Here is a 26,246-nt window from a genome sequence, read left to right on the forward strand (position 1 = left end):
GTCAAGATCAACGTCCAGCTGCGGTTTTTTGCGTCCCTGCGCGAGCAATTTGGCAGCCACGAGGCACTGACTTTGGCGCCGGGCACCACGGTCGGTCAACTGCGGGATCTGCTGATGGCGCGTTCAGACGCCCACGCCCACGCGCTCGGCCGGTCCCGCGCCTTGCGCTGTGCCGTGAACCAGTTGATGTGTGGCGAAGAAACCGTGCTTCAGGAGGGGGCGGAGGTCGCCTTCTTCCCGCCGGTTACTGGCGGGTGATCCAACCCTCTGCAGCGCAAGGCAGGCGCTGCTGAAGTCATTTCGCATGACAACTCTTCAGTGTGGCAACCCGCTTCGCCACGCTTCGTCTGCCAGTGCTTGCACCGCGGCGGGTCCGCCAAAGGGCTGGCTCAGCTTTGCCACGGGGGCTTCGTCGGCGGCGTCCAGGGCCTTGGCCAACAGCAAGTAATGGGCCCAGGGGCCGCCTTGGTCCATGAGAGCCTGTACGGCCTGGGACGGCAGGGCCAGGATTTCAGCGGCCTCTTGCAGGCTGCAATGCAGCAGGCGGGGCAGCACGGAGGCCAGTCCTAGCAGGTACAGACACTCGGGCTGCGCCTCGCCTGCAGCGCGGGAGAGTGATTCCAGCAACCGTGCGCGGGCCAAAGCCATGGCTTGCAGCATCTGCCCGGCAGGGCGGGGGGGCGACTGGCGCACCAGTAGCTGCGAGGTCCAGCGGTACAGGGCGTCACGGCCCAGCACCATCACCGCATGCTCGATGGACTCCAACGGGCGGCCCGGCGTGGCGCCGGCGCTGTTCAAGAATTGCAGCAGGCGCACGCTCAGCGCAACATCTGATTTGATCTCGGCGGCCAGTACTGCGACATCTTCGTTGCGCACCAAGCGCGCCAGCAATTGCATCAGGCTGCGCGCATGCGGGGGTAGCGCGCGGTTGTCCAGCGAGGCGCTGCCTGCATCCATGCGGCAGGTGGCCAGGCAGACGGGCGGCTTCAGCAGCGACTCCATGGCATCGACATCCGGCATGTCAAGCAACAATTGAGGGACTTGCGGGCATGTTTGCGCGCTCAGGCGCAGGGCATGGCGTTGCGCGGCCTCGCTCATGTCCGGCAATAGCCGTGGCGCAACGAAGTCGGGCGCCCCCAGCATCATCAAGGGTTCGACATCAATTTGGCGCCACCCTACTTGGGCCCCGGCAGCTCGCAGGCGCGCCAGCGAGTCCCGTGCGTGTTCAAACGACTCGGGTACAAGGCTGGGGCGGACCAGAAAATACATGCCCGGCGCGAGCGCGTTCGGCGCCGTGCAATGGGCCAGCCAGGCCAGCGGCAGTTCGGTCAGGGCCACAAAACCTTGCTGAATGCTCAGACGCATGGCGGCCAACAGCGCCTGGCTCTGCGCTGCGCCCGCCGTCGGGTCGCCACGCTGGATGAGCCTTGCCATCAAGGTCTCGCCAAGACGAAATTCGAAACCCGCCAAGGCGCCCTGTTCCGAAATCAATGGCCGGCGTGCACCCACGGACATCAAACCTTGGGGGCTTGATAGGGTAACGCCGCTGGGCTGGGTGATTTTGAGGGCGTCAGCCATCTTTGACTCTGGCACCGCAGGTAAAACAGGCGCGGCTGGCGCTCGAAACCAACGGGCCAGCCGTTGCCACATCGTGTCGCCGCAAAGGTCATGACGCTGTCCGATGGCCGAAGGGCGATACGAGACAGGGGGCGTCGGCGAGCGTGGCTTGAGCATGAGGAAACCTTGACCGGGGCGTAACGTTCAGGCGTGATTTGTGGTGTCGGCCTGCTGTTTGGGCGGGCTTTGAGTGTTGACAAGCATCGCACGGTAGCCCCTTGACCATCGCCGATGAAAGCTGACTTTTGCCGTGTAATTGGTAAAAGTGATGAAGTTTTCAATTGGTAAAAATGACAAATTCCGTGCGGGCGTGACTGAGTCAGCGCGCGTTTTTCAGCACCAGAGCTACGGATGCCGCTTTCAGGGCGTGCCCTCAGCATCCAGGCTACGCGCCAGCTGTTGATAGAGGGCCAGGCGGGGGCCGCCGATGGCAATGGCTTGCTCAATGGCATGGCGGGCCGCGCCCAACGCACCCTGTTCCATCAGCACTTGGGCCAGGTTGTTCCATGCATCCGCAGCTTGCGGGTGGCTTTGTGTGGCAGCGCGGTAGGCCGTCGCCGCCAAGGTTGGGTCGCCTGCGGCGTAGGCGCTGTTGCCCAGGCCCATTTGCAGGACCAGGGCATCTGGCCAGCGCTGCAGCGCAGTGCGGTAGGCTGGCAGTGCGGCAGCGGGGTTCAGCCGCTCCAGGGCCACGATGGCGGTGCCCAGGGTGTCGGCATCAGCGGTGCTGGGCAGTGTGGATGTTGGCAAGGCGACAAAGGCCCAATGGTCGCCGCGCGCCCAGGTGCGTTCAAACGCTGACAGCGACATGGTCAGCCCCGGCGTGCTGCCTGAGTGCAGGGTGAGGGTGCTGTCGTCACGGTCGTAGCCAATGACCACGGCGTAATGCCACACCGGGTAGATGGGCAGCGACAGATTTTGAAACACCAGAACGGGGTGCCCTGCCGCCACCTCGCGCATCAGGGTCTCGAGTGTGGGTTGCAGGCGATAAGCGGGCAGGCCGTGGCGGCGCGCGGCCACCATCATTTCAATCTGCAAAGAGCCTTGGCGACCGGGGATGAAAACTTGGGGCCGCAGCTGTTCGGGCTGTACAGAAACGCCCGCGGCCTGCAGCAGCATGGCCAGGGCTGCGGGGCCGCATTCATAGTCGTCTTGGGCGATGAAGGGTGTGTTGTTCAGCTGCGCATGCGTGGGCAGCTCAGCCGGCCATTGCTGGGTGAGCTGCTGCACGGGTGTGGCAACGCAGCCGCACAATGCGAGGGTGGCGGCCAAAACAAACCCCGCCGCAGCGGGGTTGGAAGTAGTCACCGAATCGAACGTGTGAATGGGAACACTTTGGTGAATCCCAGGATGTCGGTGACCAGCAGGATGACGAACACGGTGAAAATCAACCCCAGCACATCGCCGCCCGCCGGAGCCTGGGTGATTCGCCCGTCCAGCTGCGCGAGTTCGGCGTCAGACAAGGCCGCCACGCGGGCCTGCGCAGCCAGCGGGTCCACACCTTGCGACACCAGGGCGCGTTGGACATCGGCGCGGGCAAAAAATGCATCCACCCGCGCGTGGGCGTCGGCGTCAGTCGCAGCCGGTGCCAGCAGTGCATCCGTCGGCACGATGTCTGCATGCGCGTGCATGGGGGCGCTCATCAAGGTGATGGAAGTGATCAGCGTGGAGGCAACAAGGCGTTTGAAAGCAGACATGGTCGGTGACGGGACTGGCTGTGGGAGTAGGGGGTAAATTCTAGGCCGCGCTGAACTGCTGCCGGGCGGCGCTTACAAATTGCGACATTGAAAATTGCGTGCTTGCGTCAAACCATGAACGTGCGGCACCGTCTGCCGCCATGGGCTGCGGTTGCGCCCCTCCCGCTTGCCTCACCCGATCTTTTTTAACAGCGCTGCCTTTTTTGCGACGAATTCTTCCTCCGTCAAAATCCCTTTGCTGACCAACGCCCCCAACTTGTCGAGCATGGAAAGAACTTCGTCACTTTCATCGCGGGCTTTGGCGCCTGTTGCGTAGTGAGGCATGCTGAAAAAGTAGACATCGCTATTGAACGGCGAGTCAAACAGCGGGCCCCAATGCTTCAGGCAGTTCAGTATGGGCAAGGTTTGAGGGCAGAGCTTGTACTGGCCGGGCCCGAAGGCATCCGCCACCTTACCTTCACTCACGAAGAGGGCCAGTTGGCCTTCTTGGACGATCAAAGTCGCACCGGTCTGGATTGCCATGGCCCGCATCGGGAAGCGCCACGCCAGTGTGGCGGTCGGGTGCGGCGCGGCGGTTTCGGTCCACTGAATGAGGTCGATGAACGGGTTGTTGTCGAAAGTCATCGCAGTCATGCTCACTCGTTCCTCGGCTTCAGCCTATGCAGATAGACCAGCGTTTGGCCCGGTGGACACAGTATCGACGCGGCTGGCGTTCGGGGTTTTGGCACCATTTCCCCTTTTGTGGCGCTTGCACCGGTAACAAGGGTGAATCTTCCCTTGATGGTAAAAACCGTCAATCCCGATCCACCTTCACCGTTAGGCGCATTGCTGTAGAACAGGCGTGCTTGCGGGCGGCGATGCCACAATTCCGACCATGACATCTTTCCCCCGTGTTCGTATTCAAACCGACGACTTTGACCTGAGCACCGAAGCGCTTGCGCTGCGGGCGGCGGATGGCTGCGTCGGGGCCGTGGTGAGTTTTGTCGGCACCGTGCGCGACAGCCATGAGGGCGAGGCGCTCAGCGTGATGGAGTTGGAGCATTACCCCGGCATGACCGAAGCCAGCATTGAGCGCATGATCGATCAGGCATTTGCGCGCTTTGATATTCGCGCAGCGCGAGTGATTCACCGGGTCGGCGCTTTGGCGGCACGGGCGCAAATCGTGCTGGTGCTGGTCAGCTCGGCCCATCGCGGCGAGGCCTTCCAGGCCTGTGAGTTTTTGATGGACTATTTGAAGACCCAAGCCCCGTTCTGGAAGAAAGAGCACCTGGCCAGCGGCGCGCGATGGGTGGATGCACGCGTGGCGGACGACGCCGCTGTGGCACGCTGGGGCATTGAAGGCCTTGAATCGGGAAATGCGGCATGAATGGCCTGATCATGAAGGTGTTGGCGGTCTCCTGCGGCGCATCAGGCGGCGCCTTGCTGCGCTGGCGCTTGGGCTTGGCGTTCAACGCCAGTTGGGCGGGTTTTCCGCTGGGCACCCTGACCGCGAATCTAGTGGGAGGGCTGCTGATTGGTGTGGCGCTGGAGTGGTTTGGCCGCACACCCAACGAGTTACTTCAACTGCTGATGGTTACCGGTTTTCTGGGGGGGTTGACGACCTTCTCGGCGTTTTCCGGCGAATCTTTGCTTTTGCTGCAGCGCGGCCACTATGAAATGGCCCTGCTGCACAGCGGTGTTCATGTGCTGGGTGCGTTGACCACGGCGGCCCTGGGGATGCGGCTGGCGCAATGGCTGCTCTGAAACGCTGTCCTTGGACGGCTACCTCGTTGCATCGCACTTGAGCCAAGTCAATGCGTCCGGCCCTTGAAATGCCGGACCATGGGCCCACTTGCTTGCTTAACGGAGGTTACAGACATGCGAGTCGACAAATTCACATCACGTTTCCAAGAAGCGCTGAACGAAGCGTCCAGCTTGGCCATTGCCCGAGACAATCCTTACATCGAGCCGGCCCATGTGCTGGCGGCGATGCTGGTGCAGGACGACGGCCCGCGTGCGCTGCTTGAGCGCGCCGGCGTTAATGTCAACGGCCTAAAGACTGCGCTGGAGACCGTCATTGCTGGCCAGCCCCAAGTTAAAGGAGACGGGCAACAAGTGGGCGCCGGGCGCGACTTGGTGGCCTTGTTGCAAGGTGCCGAGAAAGAGGCAGGCAAACGTGACGACCAGTTCATTGCCAGCGAAATGTTTTTGCTGGCGCTCAGCGACGCCAAGACCGATCTGGCCGGTGTGGCGCGCGGCCACGGCCTGACCCGCAAGGCTCTGGAAGCCGCCATTGATGCGGTGCGTGGCGGTCAGAAGGTGGACAGTGCTGAGGCCGAGGGCCAACGCGAGGCGTTGAAAAAGTACACCCTCGATCTGACCGAGCGTGCGCGCCAGGGGAAGCTCGACCCGGTTATCGGGCGTGACGATGAGATTCGACGGGCTATCCAAGTGCTGCAACGCCGCAGCAAGAACAATCCGGTGCTGATTGGGGAGCCGGGCGTGGGCAAGACCGCCATTGTCGAAGGGCTGGCGCAGCGCATCGTCAATGGCGAGGTGCCTGATTCGCTCAAGAACAAACGGGTGCTGGTGCTGGACATGGCCTTGCTGTTGGCGGGCGCCAAGTACCGTGGAGACTTTGAGGAACGCCTGAAGGGCGTGCTCAAGGAGGTGGCCCAGGATCAAGGCCAGACCATCATGTTCATTGATGAAATCCACACGATGGTTGGCGCCGGCAAGGCGGAAGGTGCCATCGACGCTGGCAATATGCTCAAGCCCGCGTTGGCTCGTGGTGAGTTGCATTGCATCGGTGCGACCACGCTGGACGAGTACCGCAAATACGTGGAGAAGGACGCAGCCCTGGAGCGCCGTTTCCAAAAGGTGCTGGTGGGCGAACCCACGGTGGAAGCCACCATCGCCATCTTGCGCGGCTTGCAGGAAAAGTATGAGTTGCACCATGGTGTGGAGATCACCGACCCGGCCATCGTCGCCGCAGCCGAGTTGAGCCACCGCTACATCACAGACCGCTTTTTGCCGGACAAGGCCATCGACCTGATCGACGAGGCCGCAGCCAAGATCAAGATCGAGCTGGACTCGCGCCCCGAGGTGATGGACAAGCAGGATCGGCGCATGATCCAGCTCAAGATTGAGCGTGAGGCAGTGCGGCGTGAAAAGGACGAATCATCGCAAAAGCGTTTCGGCCTGATCGAAGAAGAACTGCTCAAGCTGCAACGCGAATATGCGGAGCTCGAAGAAATCTGGACCGCTGAAAAGGCCCAGGCACAGGGCTCGGCCCACGTCAAGGAAGAGATTGACCGCATTCGCTTCCAGATCGAGGAGCTCACCCGCAAGGGCGACTTCAATAAAGTGGCTGAGTTGCAATACGGGCAGCTGCCTGAGCTGGAGAAAAAGCTCAAGGCCGCGCAAGCCACCGAGGCCGGCAAAAAGCCTGATCAGGCGAGGCCGCGCCTGTTGCGCACCATGGTTGGCGCCGAAGAGATTGCCGAAGTTGTGGCGCGCGCCACCGGCATCCCGGTTTCCAAGCTGATGCAAGGCGAGCGTGAAAAGCTCTTGCAGATGGAGACCAAGCTGCACCAGCGCGTGGTGGGGCAGGATGAAGCCATCACCGCCGTTGCCGATGCCATTCGCCGCTCACGCGCGGGGTTATCTGATCCCAACCGGCCCACCGGCAGTTTCCTCTTTCTCGGCCCCACGGGCGTGGGCAAGACTGAGCTGTGCAAGGCTTTGGCGGGCTTCTTGTTCGACAGCGAAGATCATTTGATTCGCGTGGACATGAGCGAGTTCATGGAGAAGCATTCGGTCAGCCGCTTGATCGGGGCGCCTCCGGGCTATGTGGGTTACGAAGAGGGCGGCGCCTTGACGGAAGCCGTGCGGCGCAAGCCTTACTCGGTGCTCTTGCTGGACGAGGTTGAAAAGGCGCACCCCGATGTGTTCAATGTGCTGCTGCAGGTTTTGGACGACGGGCGTCTGACCGACGGCCAGGGTCGCACGGTGGACTTCAAGAACACCGTCATCGTGATGACCAGTAACTTGGGATCTCAGCAGATCATGGCCATGGTGGGTGAGCCTTCAGAAGCCATTCGTGAGGCGGTGTGGAGCGAGGTGAAAGCTCATTTCCGCCCCGAGTTCCTCAACCGGATCGACGAGACGGTGGTCTTCCATGCGCTGGATGCCCAGCACATTGCGTCCATTGCCAAAATCCAGTTGCGCATCCTGGAACAACGTTTGGAAAAACTGGAGATGACGCTGGATGTGACGCCTGCAGCCCTGGCGGAGTTGGCCAAGGTGGGCTTCGACCCGGTGTTTGGTGCCCGCCCGCTCAAGCGGGCCATCCAGCAACAGGTTGAGAACCCGCTCTCCCGGTTGATTCTCGAAGGCCGCTTCGGGCCCAAGGACGTGATTCCGGTGGATGTGGTCGATGGGGTCTTCCAGTTCGGCCGCACGGTTCACTGAAGGGTTTCGCCCCTTTCTGAGGCCCGCCCGCGTACAGGCGGCCTCAGCAGTCCCCGGCAATGCGCTTGCATTTTGCAAGGCCGCGTTGCCGGGGATGTTTTTTGGAGCCCTGCCCCCCGTCTGCTGGGTGGGGCCAGCCCCGAAGCGCGCTGCGCCTTGTTTGTGCTAATGTCGAATTCACACAGACCAAGGCACTCCGTTCGAAAGGCGCCATTTCATGCTCTTCAGCCGACATGCTGGCTCCGGCTTGAGTACATTCCCCCGGCGCTGGGCGAGTGGAGGGCACTGCGGGGTCCTCATTCGCCTGGTAATTTTGTCGCTGGGGTTGCCGGTTTGCGGCCCTACGCTCGCGCAAACGGCTGCACCAGCGTCCGTGCCCCCGCCGATGCAGATTTTGGACTTGGGCCGCCCGCAATCTTTGTCAGCCCTGGGCGAGCCCTTGTTGTTGCGCCTGCCTTTGAGATGGCCCGCTGGAGAAGCCTTGAACACGGCTTGCCTGGCTGCCCGTGTCGTCGTTGGGGAGCAGCAACTCGGTGAGTCGGAGGTTCAAAAGTCGCTGGCCTTGAATATGGACGCGCAGACCGGGGTTCTGTCCCTGCGCACGCGGGCCGTGGTGGATGAACCGGTGGTTCGCGTCATGCTGGGCTGCCCGGCGCAGCAGGTGGTGGTGCTGATGGACCCGGCGCCAACGGCCGCGCCAGAGCCGGTGTTGGCTGCCGACCCACCGCAACTGCCAGAAGCCTTGATGCCTGAGTCTTCCCGGCAGGCCGTTGCGGCCAGCCAAGCCTTGCCGATGCAAGCCCCTTCTGCGGGACCGTTGGTGGTGCGGCGGCCGGCCGTTGCCAAATCAGCACTGCGGCCAGCTGTGCCGAAGGCCGGCCTGCAGAGAGCTGGCTTGCATATGGACGCCTTGGCCTTTAGCAGCGTGGCGGTGACATCCGGCACCGCCCACGCGGCCGCGCTACAAGCTGAATCGTCCAAGCCTGGGCAGGCGTCGGCGTCGGCGTCGACGTTGCTGTTGGTCCCCACGTCGCTTGAAGCCCGCCTGGCGTCTGCTGAATCCACCTACCGGGCGCTGCAACTCGAACAGCATGCCCTTCAGCTTGAGGCGGCGGCGCTGAGCTTGCAATTGCGCCAGTACCGAGCCTCGCCCTGGCACCGTTGGGGCGGCGTGGGATTGCTTGCGATGGGCGTGTGCGTGACGCTCTTGCTGACCGGTGGCACCCGTGCGATTCAACACCGTCAGCGGGGCCGTCAGCGGAGCCTTCAGCCCGATGTCCGGCAGGCTCTTTAGAATGGGTCATTCTCATTGACGGCGCTTGAACACGGCGCCAGGGCTCGCATGTCTTCTGCTGACGCTGTTGCTTCGCAAAATAGTTCCCCAGCCACGTCTTCTGCTCGAGTTTTGCCGATCGTGATCGTGGGCGCAGGTCTAGGTGGCCTGACCACGGCTTTGCATCTCGCCGATCATGGGCCGGTCATCGTGCTGGCCAAGCGCGAATTGAGTGAGGGCGCCACGGCTTGGGCGCAAGGGGGCATCGTCGGTGTGCTGGGGCAGGACGACAGCATCGAGAGCCATGTGCGCGACACCCAGGAGGCTGGTGGCGGCCTGGTGGATGAAGCCACGGCCCGCTTTATTGCCGAGCGCAGTGCAAAGGCGGTGGAGTGGCTGGTGCAGCGCGGTGTGCCCTTTACGCCCGACAGCGGCGGGCCTCTGGGCTTGCACCTGACACGCGAGGGGGGGCACGCGGTGCGCCGTATCGCCCATGCGGCGGACGCTACTGGCAAGGCGATTCACGACCAATTACTGGCGGCTGCGGCAGCCCATCCGAATATTGAGTTACGTCAGCGCTGGATGGCACTGGACTTGATCACCTCCCGCCATGTGCAGCGCGAGGAGGAGCCGCGTTGCTACGGCCTCTACGCGCTGGACATCGACAACCAGCGGGTTGAAACCCTGGCGGCCCAGGCCGTGGTGCTGGCCACCGGCGGCGCCGGCAAGGTCTACCGCTACACCACAAACCCCGACACCTCCACCGGGGACGGCATCGCCATGGCCTGGCGCGCCGGTTGCCGGGTGGCGAACATGGAGTTCATCCAGTTTCACCCCACCTGCCTGTACCACCCGCAGGAGCGCAGTTTTCTCATCACCGAGGCCTTGCGTGGAGAGGGGGGTTATCTCAAATTGCCCGATGGCACGCGCTTCATGGCGGCGCACGACGCACGCATGGAATTGGCTCCGCGCGATATCGTGGCCCGCGCCATCGATTTCGAGATGAAAAAGCACGGCCTGGACCATGTGTGGCTGGACGCTACACATCTGGGCGAGCCGTTCTTGAAAGAACACTTCCCGACCATTCATGCCCGCTGCCTGAGCCTGGGCATCGACATCGCCCGGCAGATGATTCCGGTGGTGCCTGCGGTGCATTTCACCTGTGGCGGTGTGGTCAGTGACTTGAACGGGTGTTGTGATCTGCCGGGCTTGTATGCCGTGGGCGAAACCAGTTATACCGGCTTGCACGGCGCCAATCGCCTGGCCAGCAATTCATTGCTGGAGTGCGTGGTGCTGGGGCAAACCTGTGCGACACACATTCAGGCGCAAGCCCGGGCCGAGCCGGCGCCGCTGCCGGCGTGGGATGAAAGCCAGGTTGAAGATGCCGACGAGCAGGTGGTGATTGCCCACAACTGGGATGAATTGCGCTTGCTGATGTGGAACTACGTGGGCATTGTGCGCACCACCAAGCGCTTGGAGCGGGCGCTGCACCGCATTGCCCTGCTGAGGGGCGAGATCGATGACTACTACGCCAACTTTCGCGTGACACGGGATTTGTTGGAACTGCGCAATCTGCTGGATTGCGGCGAACTCATCGTACGCTCCGCCTTGTTGCGCCATGAGAGCCGCGGCTTGCATTTCAGTCGCGACTATCCGCGCACTTTGCCCGTCAGCTTTCCGACCGTGCTGGTGGCAGAGCGCGGGTTGAAAACGCGCTGAAGGCGTCTCGCCTTAGCCGTTGCTGCGCAGTGCTGCGCGGGCATTGACGAAGTGGAAGGCATAGCTGACCGCTTCTTCAATGGCTGTATCGATTTCGCGCCGCTCATGTTCGGTGAGGTAGAACAAAAAATCGACTGCGTGGCGGATGTAGCGTGGAGGCAGGCGGTTCAATGCCACGCAGGCCACGTCGCACAGCAGGTCCCCGTCGGCCTGGATCAGAGGAAAATCCGAGGCGGACTTCATCACTGCGGCGAGCACTTCGCGCTCATGGTAGTTGTAGAGCGAGCTGAAATCTTGGTTCATGACGAGGGTCTCCCACTGGGCTTTTCAGTTGGCAGACACGATAAGCCTTTTTCCGCGCCTTGACCCAAGAAAATGGCCGCTCGAAGGCGGCCATTTCGGGCGGGAGTGATGAACAGGCGGCGCTCAGGTGACGCGTTAGGGCCTCGTCAAGCCGCGCCGATATGCGGAACCAGGCCGGCTTGTGGCTGAGGCACTCCGGCTTTCAACGCAGCGGTGAAGTCCAGCATGCGGGTGATGCAGGCTTTGGCCTCGATCCGCACAGGTTCATCCAGTTCGATCTGGCCTTGGCCCAGTTTCAGGCAGTCGATCAGCCCTTGCAGGCTGTTCATCGCCATCCAGGGGCAGTGGGCACAGCTCTTGCACGTGGCACTGTTGCCGGCGGTGGGGGCTTCAATGAGCGTCTTGTTGGGGGCCAACTGACGCATGCGGTGCAGGATGCCATTGTCCGTGGCCACCACGTACTCTTGCGCGGTGCCTTCAACCACGGCCTTGATCAAGGCGGAGGTGGAGCCCACCACATCGGCTTGCGCCACCACGCTTTGCGGCGATTCGGGGTGGACCAAAATCATGGCGCCGGGGTGCTGTTCGCGCAGCAGTTCAAGCTCCAGGCCCTTGAACTCGTCGTGCACGATGCAGGCGCCGTTCCACATCAGCATGTCGGCGCCGGTTTTTTCCTGGATGTAGCGGCCCAGATGGCGGTCGGGTGCCCAGAGAATCTTCTTGCCCTGGGCTTTCAGGTGCGAGACGATTTCCAGCGCGCAGGAGCTGGTCACCATCCAGTCGGCGCGGGCTTTCACGGCGGCGCTGGTGTTGGCGTAGACCACCACGGTGCGGTCCGGGTGGGCGTCGCAAAAGGCGGTGAAGTCGTCGGCCGGGCAACCCAGGTCGAGCGAGCAGGTGGCGTCCAGATCGGGCATCAGCACCCGTTTTTCGGGGCTCAAGATCTTGGCGGTTTCACCCATGAAACGTACGCCGGCGACCACCAGGGTTTGCGCGGCGTGGTCGCGCCCGAAACGTGCCATTTCGAGGGAGTCGGAGACGATGCCGCCGGTTTCAAGCGCAAGGTCCTGCAAGTCGCCGTCCACATAGAAATGCGCCACCAGCACGGCGTTGTGAGCCTTGAGCAGGGCGGCAGCCTCCGTCTTGAGGGCTGCACGCTGGGCGGTGCTCAAAGGCGCAGGCACCTTGGCCCAGGCATGGGCCGTGCAACTTTGGCCCTGGGCGTCTTGGCGGGTGTAGTCAAAAAGCAGTTGATCCATGGGAGAAGGGGGCGGGTTCAAACGGGTTTCAGGCCAACACAGCGCTGAAAGACCCGGCAAACTGTGGGCCGCGGAACTCAGCGGCATGGGCCGGATTTTAGGGGATCGCTTCAAGCGGGCCGATTCGCCGCGCGCTTGGCCCTATTTTTTGATGCCTTGCCAGCGTTGAGGCGCGGCGAGTCAGCGGGTGATGCGCGTTGGGGTTTGCGCAGGGGCGGGTGTGTCTGGCGTGGCCGTCGCCGTCAGGGTGGACTGAGTGGTATCTTCAGTGCCAAAGGTTTGCGTTGCTTGTGGAGCGCGATCATTGGCATTGGCGGGTTCTATGGGCAAGCGACTCGGGGGAGTCGAGACAACGTTGTGCAGGTGCCGCTCGGTTCCTGCGCCGGGCACTGAGGTCGTCAGTTGCCACCACAGCGCTGCGCCGCCAATCAGCACGATGAAGGTAAAAGCCGCCAGCACGGGCGCCGAATTGGCGCCTTGAGGCTTTTCGGATTCATTGGGCTTGACGGTTTGCGTCAGCAGTCTGTTCATGGCGTGACTCACTTCACCGGATGGCGCCTTCGGGTCGGGTTGCCCCTCTTTTGCGCGACGGTGTTGATTGTAATTGATTGAAATGATTTAAGCATATCAATTGAATCAATCCTGCGAGTGATTTTTCCCCCGGCTGCGGGCGATTCAGGCTTCGGCGAAAAAGCGGCTCGGTGGCATGCCGACGGTTCGTGTGACCATGGCGCTGAAGGCGCTGGCGCTGGCATAACCCAGTTCGGCCGCAATCAGGCCCATGGGCTGCCGGCGGGCGGCCAAGGTCAGGGCCCTTGCCAGCAAGACTTGTTGCCGCCATTGCACGTAGCTGCTGCCCAGTTCTTGGCGGAACAAACGCGAAATGGTACGGGTGCTGGCACCCACCTCGGCCGCCCAACCCTCCAGATCAGCGTGCCGTTGGGGGTCTTGAAGCAGGGCCTCACAGAAGCGGCGTAGGCGTTTGTCCTGGGGCAGGTCAATGCCCAGGCGCAGGCAATTGGCGCGGCGCAATTCATCTTCAATCAAACTGGCCAACCAATGCTCTCTCTCACTTGCACTCTCGTGGGAGAGCTGCGCGAGTTGCAATACCAGTTCACGCAATAGGGGCGACACCTCCATCACTCTGCAATCGGCCCAGGCCGCCGCGGCGACAGTGCCAGAGGGCAAGCCCGGGCCGATCCGGTCGGGGTGCTGATGGAGGTAGAGCGTGCGCAGGTGCACCTGTTCAATCGCTGTCACGGCGTGGATCACGCCGGGTGGAATCCAGACGGCACGCGACGGCGGCACCAGGTAAGTGGCGCGCTCGGTGCTGACGCGCACCACACCGCTGATTGAAAACACCAGCTGGCCCCAGCCGTGATGATGGGCGTGGATGTCTTCGTGGTGCGCGAGCACGCGGGATTTCGCGCGCACGGGACGCTCTGGTGTCGGTGCATAACGCTGAGGGTCCAGGGGCGGCAGGCTGATGCGTTCGGTTCGGTGGCGGCGCTGTGAGGTGGGCATGTTTGGCGCTTTATCGATAGAACTTGGCGAACTATCGTAACCCGGCCGGGTCGGCCCCGCCTACAGTGAGGGCATGAATACAGCCACACTGCCTCTTGCCGACAAGGCACAAGCCCGACGCGACGTTGCCACCATCGGCCTGATCGGCTTGGCCCACGGCACCTCGCACTTCTTCCACATGTTGTTGCCACCGATGTTTCCGGTGTTCATCCGCGAATTCGGGCTGAACTATTCGGAATTGGGCTTGCTGGTGACCACGTTTTTTGTCATCTCCGGCATTGGGCAGGCCTTGGCCGGATTTTTGGTGGACCGCACGGGGGCGCGACCGGTGTTGTTCGCGGCCTTGAGCTGCTTTGTGCTGGCCGCGCTGGCGGCAGGGCTGGCCGGGGGCTTTGGCGGTTTGCTGCTTGCTGCGGCGTTGGCGGGTTTGGGCAACTCGCCCTTCCACCCTGTGGATTTCACGATCTTGAATAAAAAGGTGTCGCCTTTGCGCTTGGGGCATGCCTTCTCGGTTCATGGCATCACGGGCAATCTGGGTTGGGCCTTGGCGCCGGTTGTGCTGATCGGCATGGCGGCCTCGTTGGGCAACTGGCGGCATGCCTATTTCGTCGTGGCCCTGGTGCCGTTGATGGTGATCGGCTTGTTGGCCGCCAAGCGGGACGCCATTGACGACTCGCAAGGCAGTTGGGCGCATCAAAAGCCGGGCGCTGCGGCCCTGAAGGAGGAGCATCCGCTCGCCTTCTTGCGTTTGCCCTCGGTGTGGTTGTGTTTTTCTTTCTTTTTCTTTGGCACGGCGGCACTGACCGCCATTCAAAGCTTTGCCAGCCCGGCGCTGGCCAGCTTGTATCAACTGGATGCGAGCGTGACGGCATTTGTGGTCACGGGCTATATGTTGTGCGGCGCTGTGGGCATGGTGATGGGGGGATTTTGGGTGGCCAAGTCCGCCAGTCTTGAGCGCAATATCGCCCTGGCTCTGGCCTTGGGCGCGGTCTTGCTGGCGCTGGCTGGCACGGGCTGGTTGCCGCCTATGGCGGCGGCCGTCGTGGTGGCGGTGGCTGGATTCGGGACCGGCCTGGCCGGCCCGTCTCGCGACATGTTGATCAAGCGCGCTGCGCCACCCGGCGCTACCGGGCGGGTTTATGGCATGGTTTATTCGGGCCTGGACCTGGGCTTTGCCGTGGCAGCGCCCATGTTTGGCGCGCTGATGGATGGCGGGCACGCGGGCGGGGTGTTCTGGGGCGCAGCGGCCGCCTTGCTGCTGGCCATTGCGGCGGCTAATCTGGTGCACTTTGCGAGCCCGCAACGGCGCTAAAGTCGCGGGCATGACGAGCCCTCGACAAACCATGACGATGCAAACTCCCCGACTGGCCGGCCATGCGCTGGTTGAAGCCCTGATCGCCCAAGGCGTGGATACCGTGTTTGGCGTGCCTGGCGAAAGCTATCTGGCGGTGCTGGACGGTTTTCATGAGCACCGGGAGCAGATCCGCTTCATTGCCTGCCGGCAGGAGGGCGGCGCGGCCTTCATGGCGGAAGCACAAGGCAAGTTGAGCGGCCGCCCGGGCATCTGTTTTGTGACCCGAGGACCCGGGGCGACCAATGCCAGCATCGGGTTGCACACGGCTTTTCAAGATTCCACGCCCATGATTTTGTTCATTGGCCAGGTGGCCAGCGACCAGCGTGATCGTGAGGCCTTTCAGGAGGTGGATTACCGGCAGATGTTCGGCCCCGGGACACTGGGGTTCGCCAAATGGGTGGGTGAGGTGCACGACGCTGATCGCTTGCCTGAATACGTCGCCCGCGCCTTTCACACCGCCCTGCAAGGCCGGCCTGGCCCCGTGGTGCTGGTGTTGCCGGAAGACATGCTCACGGCGCTCACAAGTGCGCCGGTGCTGCCGTTTGCGCAAGCCGCCCAGGCTTGGCCGACGCCGCAGGCCTTAGGCCAATTGCGTGAACGCTTGTTGGCGGCCGAGCGCCCGCTGCTCTTGGTGGGCGGTGGCGGCTGGACGCCAGACAGCTGTGCCGCGTTGCAGCGCTTTGCCGAGGCCTGGCAGTTCCCGGTGGGATGCGCTTTCCGGTTTCAGGACTTATTCGACAACCGCCATCCTTTGTATGCCGGCGATGTGGGGATCGGCATCAACCCCAAGCTGGCCCAACGTGTGAAGGACGCTGACCTCATCCTCGCCGTGGGCCCGCGCCTGGGCGAGATGACGACGGGCGGCTACACCCTTTTGCAAGCCCCCCAGCCGAGGCAAACGCTGGTACACATCCATGCCGGGGCTGAAGAGTTGGGCCGCGTCTATGCCGCCGACCTGTTGATCAACGCCAGCATGGCTTGCGCCGCACAGGCTCTGGAGACACTGGCGGCGCCTTCTTCAGTGCCCTGGCAGGCCTGGACGAGCGCCGCCCAGGCCGACTACCAAGGCAATCTGACCGCGCAACCGGTGAGCCCGCTGGACATGGCCGAGGTGGTGAAGTCTTTGGGTGAAATCTGCCCCGAGGGCACGGTGTTTACCAACGGTGCGGGCAATTACAGCGGCTGGCTGCACCGCTTCCATCAATACCCAGGACTGCAACATCAGGGGCGCACCCAATTGGCACCCACCAGCGGCGCCATGGGCTATGGCTTGCCGGCAGCAGTGGCGGCCAGCTTGCTGCAGCCGCATCGCTGGGTGGTCAATATTGCTGGCGACGGTGATTTCTTGATGAACGGCCAGGAGATGGCGACCGCCACGGGCTACGGGTCACGGCAGCTGATTGTGGTGGTGGTGGACAACGGCACCTACGGCACCATCCGCATGCACCAGGAGCGAGAGTACCCGGGCCGGGTGGCGGGCAGCGATCTGTTCAACCCCGATTTTTGCCTGCTGGCGCAAGCCCATGGCTGGGTGACCTGCAAGGTGGAGCGCACCGAAGATTTTGCCAACGCCTTGCGTGCGCTGATGGCTGCGGGCCGCCCCGGGCTGATTCACCTGCGCCTGTCCAGCGAGGTGTCGACCAGCCGGGCGTCTTTGTCGGAGATCCGCGAGGCTGCGTTAGCGCGTCGTCAGACCAGCTGACTTTCACTGACCAGCACGCCGTCGGCGTCGGCGTAGAGCCAGTCGCCGGGGCGCAGCCAGTGACCCTGAATCTGCACGGGCACTTGGCTGAGACCTTGGTTTTTGCGGTCGGTGGGCATGGGCACATGACCCAAGGCAAAAATACCGGTTTGCGCCTGGGCCAGTTCAGCCACATCGCGCACACAACCGTCGATGAGCAAGCCCGCCCAGCCATTGCGCGCAGCCGCGGCGGCCAGATTTCCGCCCAGCAAGGCGCGCCGCAATGAGCCCCCACCATCCACCACCAGCACCTGGCCATTGCCCGGGCTTTCAACAGCGGCCTTCACCAGGCTGTTGTCGTCCAGGCATTTGACCGTAACAACGGGCCCGGAAAAGCATGGCAGCGCGCCATAACTGCGATAAACACCGGGGAGAACCCGCAGCACCCGACCGTCGTCAGCTTTGTGGGTGTCGCAGATGTCGCAGGTTGAAAACTTCGTCATGGCGAGGTCAGTTCCTGAAGGGGGTCGGCTTTCACGTGGATGCGGGTGTCGTGCAGGGCCACCACCTGGCCGGCCCGGATCTTGGCAGTTTTGCGCAACTCCTGCTGCCCGTTCACCTGCACCTTGCCTTCGGTGATCATCACCCGCGCACGGCCGCCGCTTTCGGCCAAGCCGCAGGCTTTGAGCAAGCTGTCCAGGGTGATGAACTCACCGCGCAATTCAAAGTCGATATTTTGCATGCGTCGTATTGTCCCAGACCGGCGCATGGGCCGGTGGTCAAGCTGGGTTCAAGCACCGCTGAACACTTCAACCGCCTCAACCAAAACGCTCGCCTGCTGCTTCAGGCGCTCCGCAGCGGCGGCAGATTCTTCGACCAGCGCCGAGTTTTGCTGGGTCATCTGGTCGAGTTGGTTGACGGCGGTATTGACTTGGCCAATGCCGCTGGATTGCTCTTTCGTCGCGGCGCTGATCTCGCTGATCAGGTCGTTGACGCGATTGACCTGGCTGACGATTTCAGCCATCGCTTTGCCTGCGCGGCCGACCAGGTCAGAACCTTGCTCCACACGCTCGACGCTGTCGCCAATCAGCCCTTTGATCTCTTTGGCCGCCGTGGCGCTGCGTTGTGCCAAGCTGCGCACTTCACCCGCCACTACGGCAAACCCGCGCCCCTGTTCGCCGGCGCGCGCCGCCTCGACCGCTGCATTGAGCGCCAGAATGTTGGTCTGGAAGGCGATACCGTCGATCACGCCGATGATGTCGGAGATTTTCTTGCTGGACGCGGTGATCGCCTCCATAGTGCCGACCACCTGCCCGACCACTTCACCGCCATGCGCGGCCGCCGTGCTGGCGGCATCAGCGAGTTGCCTGGCTTGTTGGGCCGTTTCGGCATTGTTGTTGACGGTGGAGGTCATCTGCATCATGGACGCCGCCGTTTGCTCAAGATTGGATGCGGCCTGTTCGGTGCGTGAGCTCAGGTCCATATTGCCGGAGGCGATTTCGGCGCTGGCATTGCGAACGCCAGACACCTGGCCGGCCACGTCATCCACCAGTGAGCGCAAGTTCAAGCCCGACTGGTTGACGGCCCGCAGGATCATGCCAATTTCGTCGACTCTGTTGAGGGCGATGTTCTCGCCGGGTTGACCAGAGGCCACACTCAAAGCCTGGCGCTTGACTTGTTGAAGTGGGCGGGCGATTTGGGCCTCCAGCCATAGCGATACAAGTACCGCCAGTACGGCGCTGGCGCCAGCCATGCCACCCCAGGCCATGCCGTTCAAGCCCAGCAAACCGGCGCTCGCGACTGCGCCCAGGGCCATGGCGGCGACCGCGCAACGCAGGCGCGCGCTGACGGACAGGGTTTGAAGTGTCGAGGTCCAAGCCATCAGGCCGGTCCGGACAATCAAGCCTTGGTGGAAGGCTCTGGCGCCGGCGCGCGTCTCCCGAAACTCTGCATAGAGTTGTTCGGTGGCTGCGATTTCGGCACGCGAGGGTTTGGTGCGAACCGACATATAGCCGGTCACCCGGCCCTTGCGCACCACGGGTGTTGCATTTGCGCGAACCCAGTAATGGTCGCCATTCTTGCGCCGATTCTTGACCAGGGCCGTCCAGGATTCACCCGCCTTCAGCGTGGCCCACATGTCGGCAAAAGCCTCGACAGGCATATCGGGATGGCGCACCAAGTTGTGCGGCTGGCCGATGATCTCGTCGCGATCAAAGCCACTGACATCAATGAACGCTGCGTTGGCGTAGATGATGTGGCTTTGCGTGTCGGTGGTCGACATCAGCGTCGCTGCAGCCGGGAAATCGTACTCGCGTTGGGAGACTGGGTGGTTGGTGCGCATGTCTTGGACGCCTTTTCAAATTGTGGGCAAAGGCATTCAAGCCTGTACCGTGCAAACGCCGTTCTTGGGTCTGTCGCGCTGTTCTTCAGTTGCGGACATGTGATGAGGTCGTCGTGCCGGCACGCCACCTCAATCGCACAACTGCGCAGATCGTTCAATCCCGTGGTCCTCCCTTGGACGCAGTGAAATTTATTCCCCTCGGGCGGGGGTGATCCTCAAAGAAGTCGGGGATTTCACCCTGAATTCTTGCGGTGAAAAATAACAGACAAGCCAAGCTGACTGTCAGGCGCGCGACGCTTTGGGCAGCGTTCTCCCGTGTCAAAAGGCGCGGTCGGGTGATGACTGGGCCATCCAGTTGGGTAGATCCGCAGCTGCCATGGGCCGGGCGAAAAAATAACCCTGGGCCACCTCGCATCCCAGATCGCGCAAGACATGGTATTGCGCGGTAGTTTCCACGCCTTCTGCGACAACGCTGAGATTCAGTGCACGTCCGATGCTGATCACGGCCTGGGACAGCGCACGGTCATCGGCATCGGTTTCCAGATCGCGCACGAAGCTTTTGTCCAATTTAAGCTCCGACACCGGCAGTTGTTTCAGGTAGCTGAGGCTGGAGTAGCCGGTACCGAAGTCGTCCACCGATAAGCGCACCCCCATGACGTCGAGCGCCTGGAGTTGGCTGCGCGCCTGGGGGGCGTTGTCGAGCAACAAGCGTTCGGTGATTTCCAGGGTGAGTTGCGACGCAGCCAGTTGATAGCGTTCCAGCAATTGACCGACATGGGCCGCCACATCGTCTTGAAAAAACCGCAAGGCGGACACATTCACGGCCACATTGGGTACGGCAACGCCGGCCTCGTGCCAGGCGGCCAATTGCCGGCAAGCGGATTCAAGCACCCAGGCGTCCAATGCGTTGATCAGGCCGCACTCTTCCGCAATGGGGATAAAGACATCGGGCGCCACGGGCCCCAATTGCGCATCCGTCCAGCGCAGCAGCGCTTCGACACCCGCCAGCTGCAAGTTCTGCAAGTGAACTTTGGGCTGGAAGTGAAGCTGCAAATGACCGGCGCTCAGGGCCACCCGCAAGGCGGATTCGATGCGCAGGCGTTCGTCAAGCTCCTGGTTCATCGTTTGCAGGAAATAGCGCGTGCAGTTTCGCCCTGTGCGTTTGGCCTCGTACATGGCGATATCAGCACTTTTGAGCAAGCTGCTCAGGGTCTTACCATCGCCTGGAAACGTGCTGATGCCAATGCTGCCACTCAATCTCAACTCGGCGATCCCGAATTCGGGCAATGGCAGATTTGCTCGCAGGGCCGTGTGAAGCTTTTCCGCCACCAGCATGGCGTCATGCGCGCAGCAGCCCGGCAACAGGGCGACAAACTCATCTCCGCCCAGGCGGGCCAGGGTGTCAATCTCTCGCAGGGTTGCTTGGAGCCGGGTGGCAACTTTTGCTAATACCTGGTCGCCGGCCGCATGACCCATCGAGTCGTTGATGGTCTTGAATCGGTCCATGTCCAGCAGCAACATCGCCACTTGGCCTTCTTGCCGAGTTGCCATGTGCAGCGTTTGTTCCGCCCGGTCGGAAAACAGCGTCCGGTTGGGCAGGCCCGTGACGTTGTCGAAATAGGCCAGGCGTTCAATCTGCCGCTTGTTGTGTTCGTGCTTCAAAGCGACTTGGCAAAGCTGCACGCAGGCCTCCACCATGTGGCGGTGGAAGGGGGCGATGGAGCGAGGCTCGCGGTAGTACAACGCGAAGGTGGCGCCCACCTTGTCGCCGCTCACGAAGATGGGGTTGGACCAACAAGCGGCCAAGCCATATCCCAAGGCCAGTTCTTTGTAGGGGGTCCAGAGGGGGTCGTTGGCGATGTCTTTAACTTCCACGGGCTCGCGCCGCCATGCTGCCGTACCGCAAGACCCCACGTTCGGCCCAATGGGCAAGCCGTCCAGGGCCTGCCCGTAGGCGGCCGGAATGCTGGGTGCGGCAACCGGACGCAGACAACCCTGATCGTCAACCTCCAGTACCGTGCAGACCACGTCTGGCGCAATGGCCTCCACCCGTCGGCACAGCAAGTCCATCACCTGCTGCATGGGGCGCCCCAGGGCGACGGCCTCCAGGATTTCGCGCTGCAGGGCATCGATGATTTGATGCTCGCTATGGTTTTGCGGCTCACTCAACAAAAGTGCCAACGCCGGAGCACCGGGAAGGCCCAGCCTGTGTGACGTCACCATCAGCCTTTGCCCGGATGGGGCTAAGCTCAGAAATTGAGATTTTGCATGCCGCGCGGGTGGATTCAGCAGGGCAAGCTGCTGCTGCGGTGTCAGCTCAATGCACTGCGTGACTTCCATGCCGCGCCAGACGCTTGTTGTCAGGCCCGCCCATCGCAGAAAGGTTTCGTTTGCAAACTCGACATACCCCTGCGCATCCAACCAGAGCAGGCCCAATTCGGCGGCATCCAACGTGTGAGACAGCAGGTGATCCATCTGTCCTAACGGTTCGGGCAAGCGGCTCATGACGGCGTATACATTCCGGGCAGGATGAAAGTTACGCTTGATTTTGCGCCGACTTTGACCGGCCCGGTTGGCTGAAATGCAGGTGCTTCACGGGGGCATCGCCATTTGTCGCAATTTCGCCTGTGGAGCCGAGTCGCCAACCTTGGCCCGAATACTTGGCAAACGACGGGGCGTTGCGTGTGTCAGCGTCGGTGGCGATTTGGCGATTTGTCGCTTAGGCGCTTAGCACGCACAGTAGCCTGTCCAGGCCGCCGCTGTTGATGGCCACCATGGCTTGCTCGCGCACCTTGGGCTTGGCGTGGTAGGCCACGGACAAACCGGCGGCCGACATCATCGGCAGGTCGTTGGCGCCGTCGCCCACTGCGATGCACTGGGCGGGCAAGGCGCCAATCTGCGCGGCGCAGGCCAACATCATGCGGCGCTTTTCTTCGCCATCGCAGATATCACCCCAGTCCTGCATCACCAACTCACCGGTCAGCGCGCCATTGGCGTCAAAAGCCAACTCATTGCTGCGCACAAAGTCCATGCCCAACTGCGCGGCGACATAACGAGTGAAATACGTGAATCCGCCGGATACCAGCACCAGTTTCAAGCCCGCGGCCTTCAGCGCCGCGCAGAGTTCACGTGCGCCGGGGTTGAACTGGAGCCGCTCGTTCAAGACCTGCTCCAGGGCGGAGACGGGCACGCCCTTGAGCAAGCTCAGGCGGCGGCGCAGGCTGTCTTTGAAATCGGTGATTTCGCCGCGCATGGCGGCTTCGGTGATGGCGGCCACTTCAGCCTTTTTGCCCGCGGCGGCGGCAATCTCGTCGATGCACTCGATATTGATCAGAGTCGAGTCCATGTCGAAGGCGGCGAGTTTGAAGTCGGCGCGTTTCAACGGCGGGGTGAAGCCCTGGATGACCAGGTCGGGAGCAAAATTCACAGGCATGGCTTTTATGCGGTAGGGGTCAGGTCAATTCTGCTTGAGCGGCTGGCCCAGCAGGCGCAGCACTTCACGGATGGCTTGCGCCCGGTCCTTGGGGTCGCTCAGCGCCTTGTCGATGCGCAGCTTGTCGTTGCCCACCAGTTTGATGTTGCGGTTTTTCTGGACCAATTCGATCACGCGCATCGCATCGATTGGCGGGTTGGGGCGGAAGTTGATGTTCATGGCCGTGGCGCCCGCATCGATTTTGGCCACGCCGTAGGGCTTGGCCAAAACACGCAGGCGGTGGGTGTCGAAAAGGGTCTGCCCTTGCGGCGGCAACTTGCCAAAGCGGTCGGTCACCTCTTCGAGCAGTTTGTCGATCTGCTCGTTTTTCTCTGCCGAGGCCAAGCGCTTGTACAGCGACAGGCGCTGGTGCACGTCTCCGCAATAGGCGTCGGGCAGCAGGGCGGGGGCGTGCAGATTGATTTCGGTGGTGGCCGCCAGCGGCGAGAGCAGGTCGGGCTCTTTGCCGGCTTTGAGCGAGCGCACCGCCTCGGCCAGCATCTCGTTGTAGAGCTGGAAGCCGATTTCCATCATGTTGCCGCTCTGGTTTTCGCCCAGCATCTGGCCGGCGCCGCGAATTTCCAGGTCGTGCATGGCGAGGTAGAAGCCCGAGCCCAGCTCCTCCATGGCCTGGATGGCATCCAGGCGTTGTGTGGCCTGCTTGGTGAGGCCATCCAGATCGGGCACCAGCAAGTAGGCGTAGGCCTGATGGTGGGAGCGCCCAACGCGGCCGCGCAATTGATGCAGCTGCGCCAGGCCGAATTTGTCGGCGCGGGCCATGATGATGGTGTTGGCGCTGGGCACGTCGATGCCGGTTTCGATGATGGTCGAGCACAGCAACACATTGTGTTTGCCACCCACGAACTCGCGCATCACCCGCTCCAGCTCACGCTCGGGCATCTGCCCGTGGGCAATGATGATGCGGGCCTCGGGTACCAGCTCTTCGAGCTTTTGGCGGCGGTTCTCGATGGTCTCCACCTCGTTGTGCAGGAAGTAGACCTGCCCGCCACGCTTCAACTCCCGCAGAATCGCCTCGCGGATGACGCCGCTGGTTTCGCCGCGCACAAAGGTCTTGATGGCCAGGCGGCGTTGCGGCGCCGTCGCGATAACGCTCAAGTCGCGCAGACCCTCGAGCGCCATGCCCAAGGTGCGCGGAATTGGGGTGGCCGTCAGCGTGAGCACGTCCACCTCGGCGCGCATGGCCTTCATGGCTTCTTTGTGGCGCACGCCGAAACGGTGTTCCTCGTCGATCACCAGCAGGCCCAGGCGCATGAACTTGACCTCGGGGCTCAGCAGCTTGTGGGTGCCGATGACGATGTCGATGCTGCCGTCAGCCAGGCCTTCCATGGCGGCCTTGATCTCCTTGGTGGAGCGAAAACGGCTCATCTCCGCCACGCGCACCGGCCATTTGCCAAAGCGGTCGGCGATGTTTTGATAGTGCTGCTCGGCCAGCAGCGTGGTGGGCGCCAGGATGGCCACTTGCTTGCCGCCCATCACCGCCACAAATGCCGCACGCAGCGCGACCTCGGTCTTGCCAAAGCCCACGTCGCCGCACACCAGGCGATCCATGGGTTTGGGGCTGATCATGTCTTGGATGACCGCATGGATGGCGGCCCGCTGGTCCGCCGTTTCCTCGAAGCCAAAGCTGGTGGCAAAGGCTTCGTAGTCCTGCGGCGAGTAGCGGAAGGCATGGCCCTCGCGCGCGGCGCGGCGGGCGTAGAGGTTGAGCAACTCGGCGGCGGTGTCGCGCACCTGCTCGGCGGCTTTGCGCTTGGCCTTCTCCCACTGGCCAGAGCCCAGGCGGTGCAGCGGTGCTTCTTCAGCGCTGACGCCGGTGTAGCGGCTGATCAGGTGCAACTGGGCCACAGGCACATAGAGTGTGGCGTCATCAGCATATTTCAGATGCAAAAACTCGCTGGCACCGTCGCCAATGTCGATATTGATCAGGCCCTGGTAGCGGCCGATGCCGTGGTTGTTGTGCACCACGGGGTCGCCAACTTTCAGCTCCGACAGGTCTTTGATCAGCGCATTGACATCGCTGACTTGCTCTTGCTTGCGCCGCCGGCGGGTGGTGGGCGTGGTGGCGAAGAGTTCGGTCTCGGTGAACAGCTGCAGCACCCGATCTTGCTCAGGCTCATGCCAGAAGAAGCCGGCCGCCAGGGGCGCTGCCGTGATGGCGAATTTCTCCGGGCTGCCCAAAAACTCCGCCAGCGTGCCAACCGAGGGCGGGTCGATCTTGTTGTCGCGCAGCAGCTCCAGCAGGCTCTCGCGGCGGCCTTCACTCTCGGCCACGAGCAGCACGCGGTGAGGCGTGCTTTTCAGGTGAGCGGACAAACGGGCCAGGGGCTCCTGCGCGCCGCGTTCGATGCTGACGTCGGGCAGGGGACGTGCCACCTCGGACGTCTGCTCGGAGGTAATCGTGCCGCGAATGGCCAGCACCGGGTGGCTGTGCGTGAGGGCAAAGAACTCCTCGACCTTCAGGAAGATTTCTTCCGGCGGCAGGATGGGCCGCTCCGGGTCGTGCTGCAAAAAGCGGTGGCGTTCACGGGTGTCTGTCCAGAAGCGGTTCAGCGCTTCGTCCACCTCGCCGTGCAAAGCCAGGGCGGCGTGCTCTCCCAAAAATTCGAAAATGCTGGCCGTTTGTTCGAAGAACACCGGCAGAAAATATTCAATGCCGCCGGTGGCAATGCCCGTGGCCATGTCTTTGTAGATGCGCGAGCGGGTCGGGTCGCCCTCCATCTTCTCGCGCCAGCGGGCGCGAAAATTTTGCCGCGCCGTTTCATCCATCGGAAACTCGCGCCCGGGCAGCAGGCGCACCTCAGGCACTGGGTACAGGCTGCGCTGGCTGTCGGGGTCAAAGGTGCGAATGGAGTCCACCTCGTCACCAAACAGGTCGACCCGGTAGGGCACCAGCGAGCCCATGGGGAACAGGTCGATCAGCCCCCCCCGCACCGCGTACTCACCCGGCGACACCACCTGGCTGACATGGGTGTAGCCGCCCAGCGTGAGCTGAGATTTGAGGCTGGCTTCATCCAGGCGTTGCTTGGTCTTGAAGTGGAAGGTGGTAGCAGCGAGAAAGGCGGGCGGCGCCAAGCGCGTGAGCGCCGTGGTGGCGGGCAGCAGCACCACGTCAGCCTCCCGCTGATCGGCGGGCTTTCCTTGTGATTGCAGCAAACGCCACAGCGTGGCCAGCCGCTCGGAGATCAGGTCCTGATGGGGCGAAAACGTGTCGTAGGGCAGTGTCTCCCAGTCCGGAAATACGGCCACGCGCAAGTCGGGCGCAAAGAAATTCAGTTCATCTTCTAGCCGCTGCGTGTCGCCCGGCTCAGCCGTGATGATTGCGGTGATGCGGCCCGCGGCCATTTGTGCCATGGCATAACGCGCCAGCACCATGGCGTCGGCGGAACCGGTAGGGCGGGCGACGGTAAATTTTTTGCCGGGGGAGATCTGGGGTAGCTGCATATCGGGCGCACCAATGAAAACAGCCCCGAGCGGGGCTGGGGGCTGTGGTCATTGTAGGCAAGCTGTCAGTGGCTTGCCGGCCGTCCATCGGT

The 26,246-nt window shown here is 62.6% G+C and carries 22 protein-coding genes and 1 pseudogene; 8 read left to right on the forward strand and 15 right to left on the reverse strand.

Going from position 1 to position 26,246, the window contains the following annotated elements:
• Positions 1 to 6 precede the first annotated feature (6 nt).
• The gene (gene moaD / locus PRZ01_RS00960) at positions 7 to 258 is read left to right on the forward strand and encodes a molybdopterin converting factor subunit 1 (protein WP_273595043.1); all 252 of its coding nucleotides are present in this window, start codon (positions 7 to 9) and stop codon (positions 256 to 258) included.
• A 57-nt stretch (positions 259 to 315) separates the two neighbouring features.
• On the opposite strand, the gene PRZ01_RS00965 is transcribed toward moaD, so the two are convergent.
• The 5 genes and pseudogenes from PRZ01_RS00965 to PRZ01_RS00985 form a co-directional block, all read right to left on the reverse strand.
• Positions 316 to 1,578, reverse strand: a complete 1,263-nt coding sequence (locus PRZ01_RS00965) for an HDOD domain-containing protein (protein ID WP_273594876.1) — start codon at positions 1,576 to 1,578, stop codon at positions 316 to 318.
• A 399-nt stretch (positions 1,579 to 1,977) separates the two neighbouring features.
• Positions 1,978 to 2,925 carry a PA2778 family cysteine peptidase gene (locus PRZ01_RS00970; protein ID WP_273594877.1) on the reverse strand — a complete coding sequence of 316 codons (948 nt, stop codon included), beginning with the start codon at positions 2,923 to 2,925 and terminating at the stop codon, positions 1,978 to 1,980.
• Positions 2,922 to 3,314: a PA2779 family protein gene (locus PRZ01_RS00975; RefSeq protein WP_273594878.1), complete on the reverse strand. Its 393-nt coding sequence runs from the start codon at positions 3,312 to 3,314 to the stop codon at positions 2,922 to 2,924. Before PRZ01_RS00975 ends, PRZ01_RS00970 begins: the two co-directional genes overlap by 4 nt.
• Before the next feature lie 171 nt (positions 3,315 to 3,485).
• On the reverse strand, positions 3,486 to 3,638 hold the full coding sequence (locus PRZ01_RS19220) for an SHOCT domain-containing protein (protein ID WP_338111440.1): 153 nt from the start codon (positions 3,636 to 3,638) through the stop codon (positions 3,486 to 3,488).
• Positions 3,639 to 3,947 (reverse strand): annotated as a pseudogene (locus PRZ01_RS00985) (SPFH domain-containing protein); the annotation flags it as partial.
• 241 nt (positions 3,948 to 4,188) lie between these two features.
• On the opposite strand from PRZ01_RS00985, the gene PRZ01_RS00990 reads away from it, so the two are divergent.
• The 5 genes from PRZ01_RS00990 to nadB all read left to right on the forward strand — a co-directional run bounded on the left by PRZ01_RS00990 (position 4,189) and on the right by nadB (position 10,758).
• Entirely contained in the window at positions 4,189 to 4,680 is a 492-nt protein-coding gene (locus PRZ01_RS00990; protein ID WP_273594879.1) for a molybdenum cofactor biosynthesis protein MoaE, read from the forward strand.
• Complete coding sequence (gene crcB, locus PRZ01_RS00995; protein WP_273594880.1) at positions 4,677 to 5,057, forward strand: fluoride efflux transporter CrcB; 381 nt, start codon at positions 4,677 to 4,679, stop codon at positions 5,055 to 5,057. The genes PRZ01_RS00990 and crcB overlap by 4 nt, the downstream gene beginning before the upstream one ends.
• 114 nt (positions 5,058 to 5,171) lie before the next feature.
• Complete coding sequence (gene clpB, locus PRZ01_RS01000) at positions 5,172 to 7,766, forward strand: ATP-dependent chaperone ClpB (RefSeq protein ID WP_273594881.1); 2,595 nt, start codon at positions 5,172 to 5,174, stop codon at positions 7,764 to 7,766.
• A gap of 385 nt (positions 7,767 to 8,151) precedes the next feature.
• Positions 8,152 to 9,060: a hypothetical protein gene (locus PRZ01_RS01005; protein WP_273594882.1), complete on the forward strand. Its 909-nt coding sequence runs from the start codon at positions 8,152 to 8,154 to the stop codon at positions 9,058 to 9,060.
• Positions 9,061 to 9,108: 48 nt separating this feature from the next.
• Positions 9,109 to 10,758, forward strand: a complete 1,650-nt coding sequence (gene nadB / locus PRZ01_RS01010; protein ID WP_273594883.1) for an L-aspartate oxidase — start codon at positions 9,109 to 9,111, stop codon at positions 10,756 to 10,758.
• Between the two features lie 12 nt (positions 10,759 to 10,770).
• On the opposite strand, the gene PRZ01_RS01015 is transcribed toward nadB, so the two are convergent.
• The 4 genes from PRZ01_RS01015 to PRZ01_RS01030 form a co-directional block, all read right to left on the reverse strand.
• A complete protein-coding gene (locus tag PRZ01_RS01015; protein WP_273594884.1) occupies positions 10,771 to 11,061 on the reverse strand; it encodes a late competence development ComFB family protein in 291 nt (96 codons plus the stop codon).
• A 146-nt stretch (positions 11,062 to 11,207) separates the two neighbouring features.
• Entirely contained in the window at positions 11,208 to 12,320 is a 1,113-nt protein-coding gene (gene nadA, locus PRZ01_RS01020) for a quinolinate synthase NadA (RefSeq protein WP_273594885.1), read from the reverse strand.
• A gap of 180 nt (positions 12,321 to 12,500) precedes the next feature.
• Positions 12,501 to 12,851, reverse strand: a complete 351-nt coding sequence (locus PRZ01_RS01025) for a hypothetical protein (RefSeq protein WP_273594886.1) — start codon at positions 12,849 to 12,851, stop codon at positions 12,501 to 12,503.
• Positions 12,852 to 12,995: 144 nt separating this feature from the next.
• A complete protein-coding gene (locus tag PRZ01_RS01030) occupies positions 12,996 to 13,844 on the reverse strand; it encodes an AraC family transcriptional regulator (protein WP_273594887.1) in 849 nt (282 codons plus the stop codon).
• A 73-nt stretch (positions 13,845 to 13,917) separates the two neighbouring features.
• On the opposite strand from PRZ01_RS01030, the gene PRZ01_RS01035 reads away from it, so the two are divergent.
• Positions 13,918 to 15,156: an MFS transporter gene (locus tag PRZ01_RS01035; protein WP_273594888.1), complete on the forward strand. Its 1,239-nt coding sequence runs from the start codon at positions 13,918 to 13,920 to the stop codon at positions 15,154 to 15,156.
• A 37-nt stretch (positions 15,157 to 15,193) separates the two neighbouring features.
• A complete protein-coding gene (locus PRZ01_RS01040) occupies positions 15,194 to 16,900 on the forward strand; it encodes a thiamine pyrophosphate-binding protein (protein WP_273594889.1) in 1,707 nt (568 codons plus the stop codon).
• Here PRZ01_RS01040 and rraA read toward each other — a convergent pair.
• From rraA to mfd, 6 genes are all read right to left on the reverse strand, one after another.
• On the reverse strand, positions 16,888 to 17,382 hold the full coding sequence (gene rraA, locus PRZ01_RS01045; protein WP_273594890.1) for a ribonuclease E activity regulator RraA: 495 nt from the start codon (positions 17,380 to 17,382) through the stop codon (positions 16,888 to 16,890). The two genes, PRZ01_RS01040 and rraA, sit on opposite strands and share 13 nt — an antisense overlap.
• Positions 17,379 to 17,621: an RNA-binding S4 domain-containing protein gene (locus tag PRZ01_RS01050; RefSeq protein ID WP_273594891.1), complete on the reverse strand. Its 243-nt coding sequence runs from the start codon at positions 17,619 to 17,621 to the stop codon at positions 17,379 to 17,381. Before PRZ01_RS01050 ends, rraA begins: the two co-directional genes overlap by 4 nt.
• Positions 17,622 to 17,669: 48 nt before the next feature.
• Positions 17,670 to 19,220, reverse strand: coding sequence for a methyl-accepting chemotaxis protein (locus PRZ01_RS01055; RefSeq protein WP_273594892.1), 1,551 nt, complete (start codon positions 19,218 to 19,220; stop codon positions 17,670 to 17,672).
• Between the two features lie 318 nt (positions 19,221 to 19,538).
• Positions 19,539 to 21,725 (reverse strand): putative bifunctional diguanylate cyclase/phosphodiesterase, encoded by a 2,187-nt coding sequence (locus PRZ01_RS01060; protein ID WP_273594893.1) that lies wholly within the window; start codon positions 21,723 to 21,725, stop codon positions 19,539 to 19,541.
• A 214-nt stretch (positions 21,726 to 21,939) separates the two neighbouring features.
• On the reverse strand, positions 21,940 to 22,653 hold the full coding sequence (gene serB / locus PRZ01_RS01065) for a phosphoserine phosphatase SerB (RefSeq protein ID WP_273594894.1): 714 nt from the start codon (positions 22,651 to 22,653) through the stop codon (positions 21,940 to 21,942).
• A gap of 24 nt (positions 22,654 to 22,677) precedes the next feature.
• The gene (mfd, locus tag PRZ01_RS01070; protein ID WP_273594895.1) at positions 22,678 to 26,154 is read right to left on the reverse strand and encodes a transcription-repair coupling factor; all 3,477 of its coding nucleotides are present in this window, start codon (positions 26,152 to 26,154) and stop codon (positions 22,678 to 22,680) included.
• Positions 26,155 to 26,246: the final 92 nt, after the last annotated feature.

Source organism: Roseateles koreensis (assembly GCF_028595305.1).
Lineage (GTDB): Bacteria > Pseudomonadota > Gammaproteobacteria > Burkholderiales > Burkholderiaceae_C > Paucibacter_A > Paucibacter_A koreensis.

Excerpts from the sequence above, each read along its gene's own strand:
- mfd (WP_273594895.1), bottom strand. The coding sequence starts at position 26,154 with ATGCAGCTACCCCAGATCTCCCCCGGCAAAAAATTTACCGTCGCCCGC.
- PRZ01_RS00975 (WP_273594878.1), bottom strand. The coding sequence starts at position 3,314 with ATGTCTGCTTTCAAACGCCTTGTTGCCTCCACGCTGATCACTTCCATC.
- serB (WP_273594894.1), bottom strand. The coding sequence starts at position 22,653 with ATGCCTGTGAATTTTGCTCCCGACCTGGTCATCCAGGGCTTCACCCCG.
- PRZ01_RS00965 (WP_273594876.1), bottom strand. The coding sequence starts at position 1,578 with ATGGCTGACGCCCTCAAAATCACCCAGCCCAGCGGCGTTACCCTATCA.
- PRZ01_RS01060 (WP_273594893.1), bottom strand. The coding sequence starts at position 21,725 with ATGAGCCGCTTGCCCGAACCGTTAGGACAGATGGATCACCTGCTGTCT.
- crcB (WP_273594880.1), top strand. The coding sequence starts at position 4,677 with ATGAATGGCCTGATCATGAAGGTGTTGGCGGTCTCCTGCGGCGCATCA.
- PRZ01_RS19220 (WP_338111440.1), bottom strand. The coding sequence starts at position 3,638 with ATGCCTCACTACGCAACAGGCGCCAAAGCCCGCGATGAAAGTGACGAA.
- PRZ01_RS01050 (WP_273594891.1), bottom strand. The coding sequence starts at position 17,621 with ATGCAAAATATCGACTTTGAATTGCGCGGTGAGTTCATCACCCTGGAC.
- PRZ01_RS01025 (WP_273594886.1), bottom strand. The coding sequence starts at position 12,851 with ATGAACAGACTGCTGACGCAAACCGTCAAGCCCAATGAATCCGAAAAG.
- PRZ01_RS01005 (WP_273594882.1), top strand. The coding sequence starts at position 8,152 with ATGCAGATTTTGGACTTGGGCCGCCCGCAATCTTTGTCAGCCCTGGGC.
- clpB (WP_273594881.1), top strand. The coding sequence starts at position 5,172 with ATGCGAGTCGACAAATTCACATCACGTTTCCAAGAAGCGCTGAACGAA.
- PRZ01_RS01015 (WP_273594884.1), bottom strand. The coding sequence starts at position 11,061 with ATGAACCAAGATTTCAGCTCGCTCTACAACTACCATGAGCGCGAAGTG.
- PRZ01_RS01040 (WP_273594889.1), top strand. The coding sequence starts at position 15,194 with ATGCAAACTCCCCGACTGGCCGGCCATGCGCTGGTTGAAGCCCTGATC.
- nadA (WP_273594885.1), bottom strand. The coding sequence starts at position 12,320 with ATGGATCAACTGCTTTTTGACTACACCCGCCAAGACGCCCAGGGCCAA.
- nadB (WP_273594883.1), top strand. The coding sequence starts at position 9,109 with ATGTCTTCTGCTGACGCTGTTGCTTCGCAAAATAGTTCCCCAGCCACG.
- PRZ01_RS01030 (WP_273594887.1), bottom strand. The coding sequence starts at position 13,844 with ATGCCCACCTCACAGCGCCGCCACCGAACCGAACGCATCAGCCTGCCG.
- PRZ01_RS01035 (WP_273594888.1), top strand. The coding sequence starts at position 13,918 with ATGAATACAGCCACACTGCCTCTTGCCGACAAGGCACAAGCCCGACGC.
- PRZ01_RS01055 (WP_273594892.1), bottom strand. The coding sequence starts at position 19,220 with ATGCGCACCAACCACCCAGTCTCCCAACGCGAGTACGATTTCCCGGCT.
- PRZ01_RS00990 (WP_273594879.1), top strand. The coding sequence starts at position 4,189 with ATGACATCTTTCCCCCGTGTTCGTATTCAAACCGACGACTTTGACCTG.
- rraA (WP_273594890.1), bottom strand. The coding sequence starts at position 17,382 with ATGACGAAGTTTTCAACCTGCGACATCTGCGACACCCACAAAGCTGAC.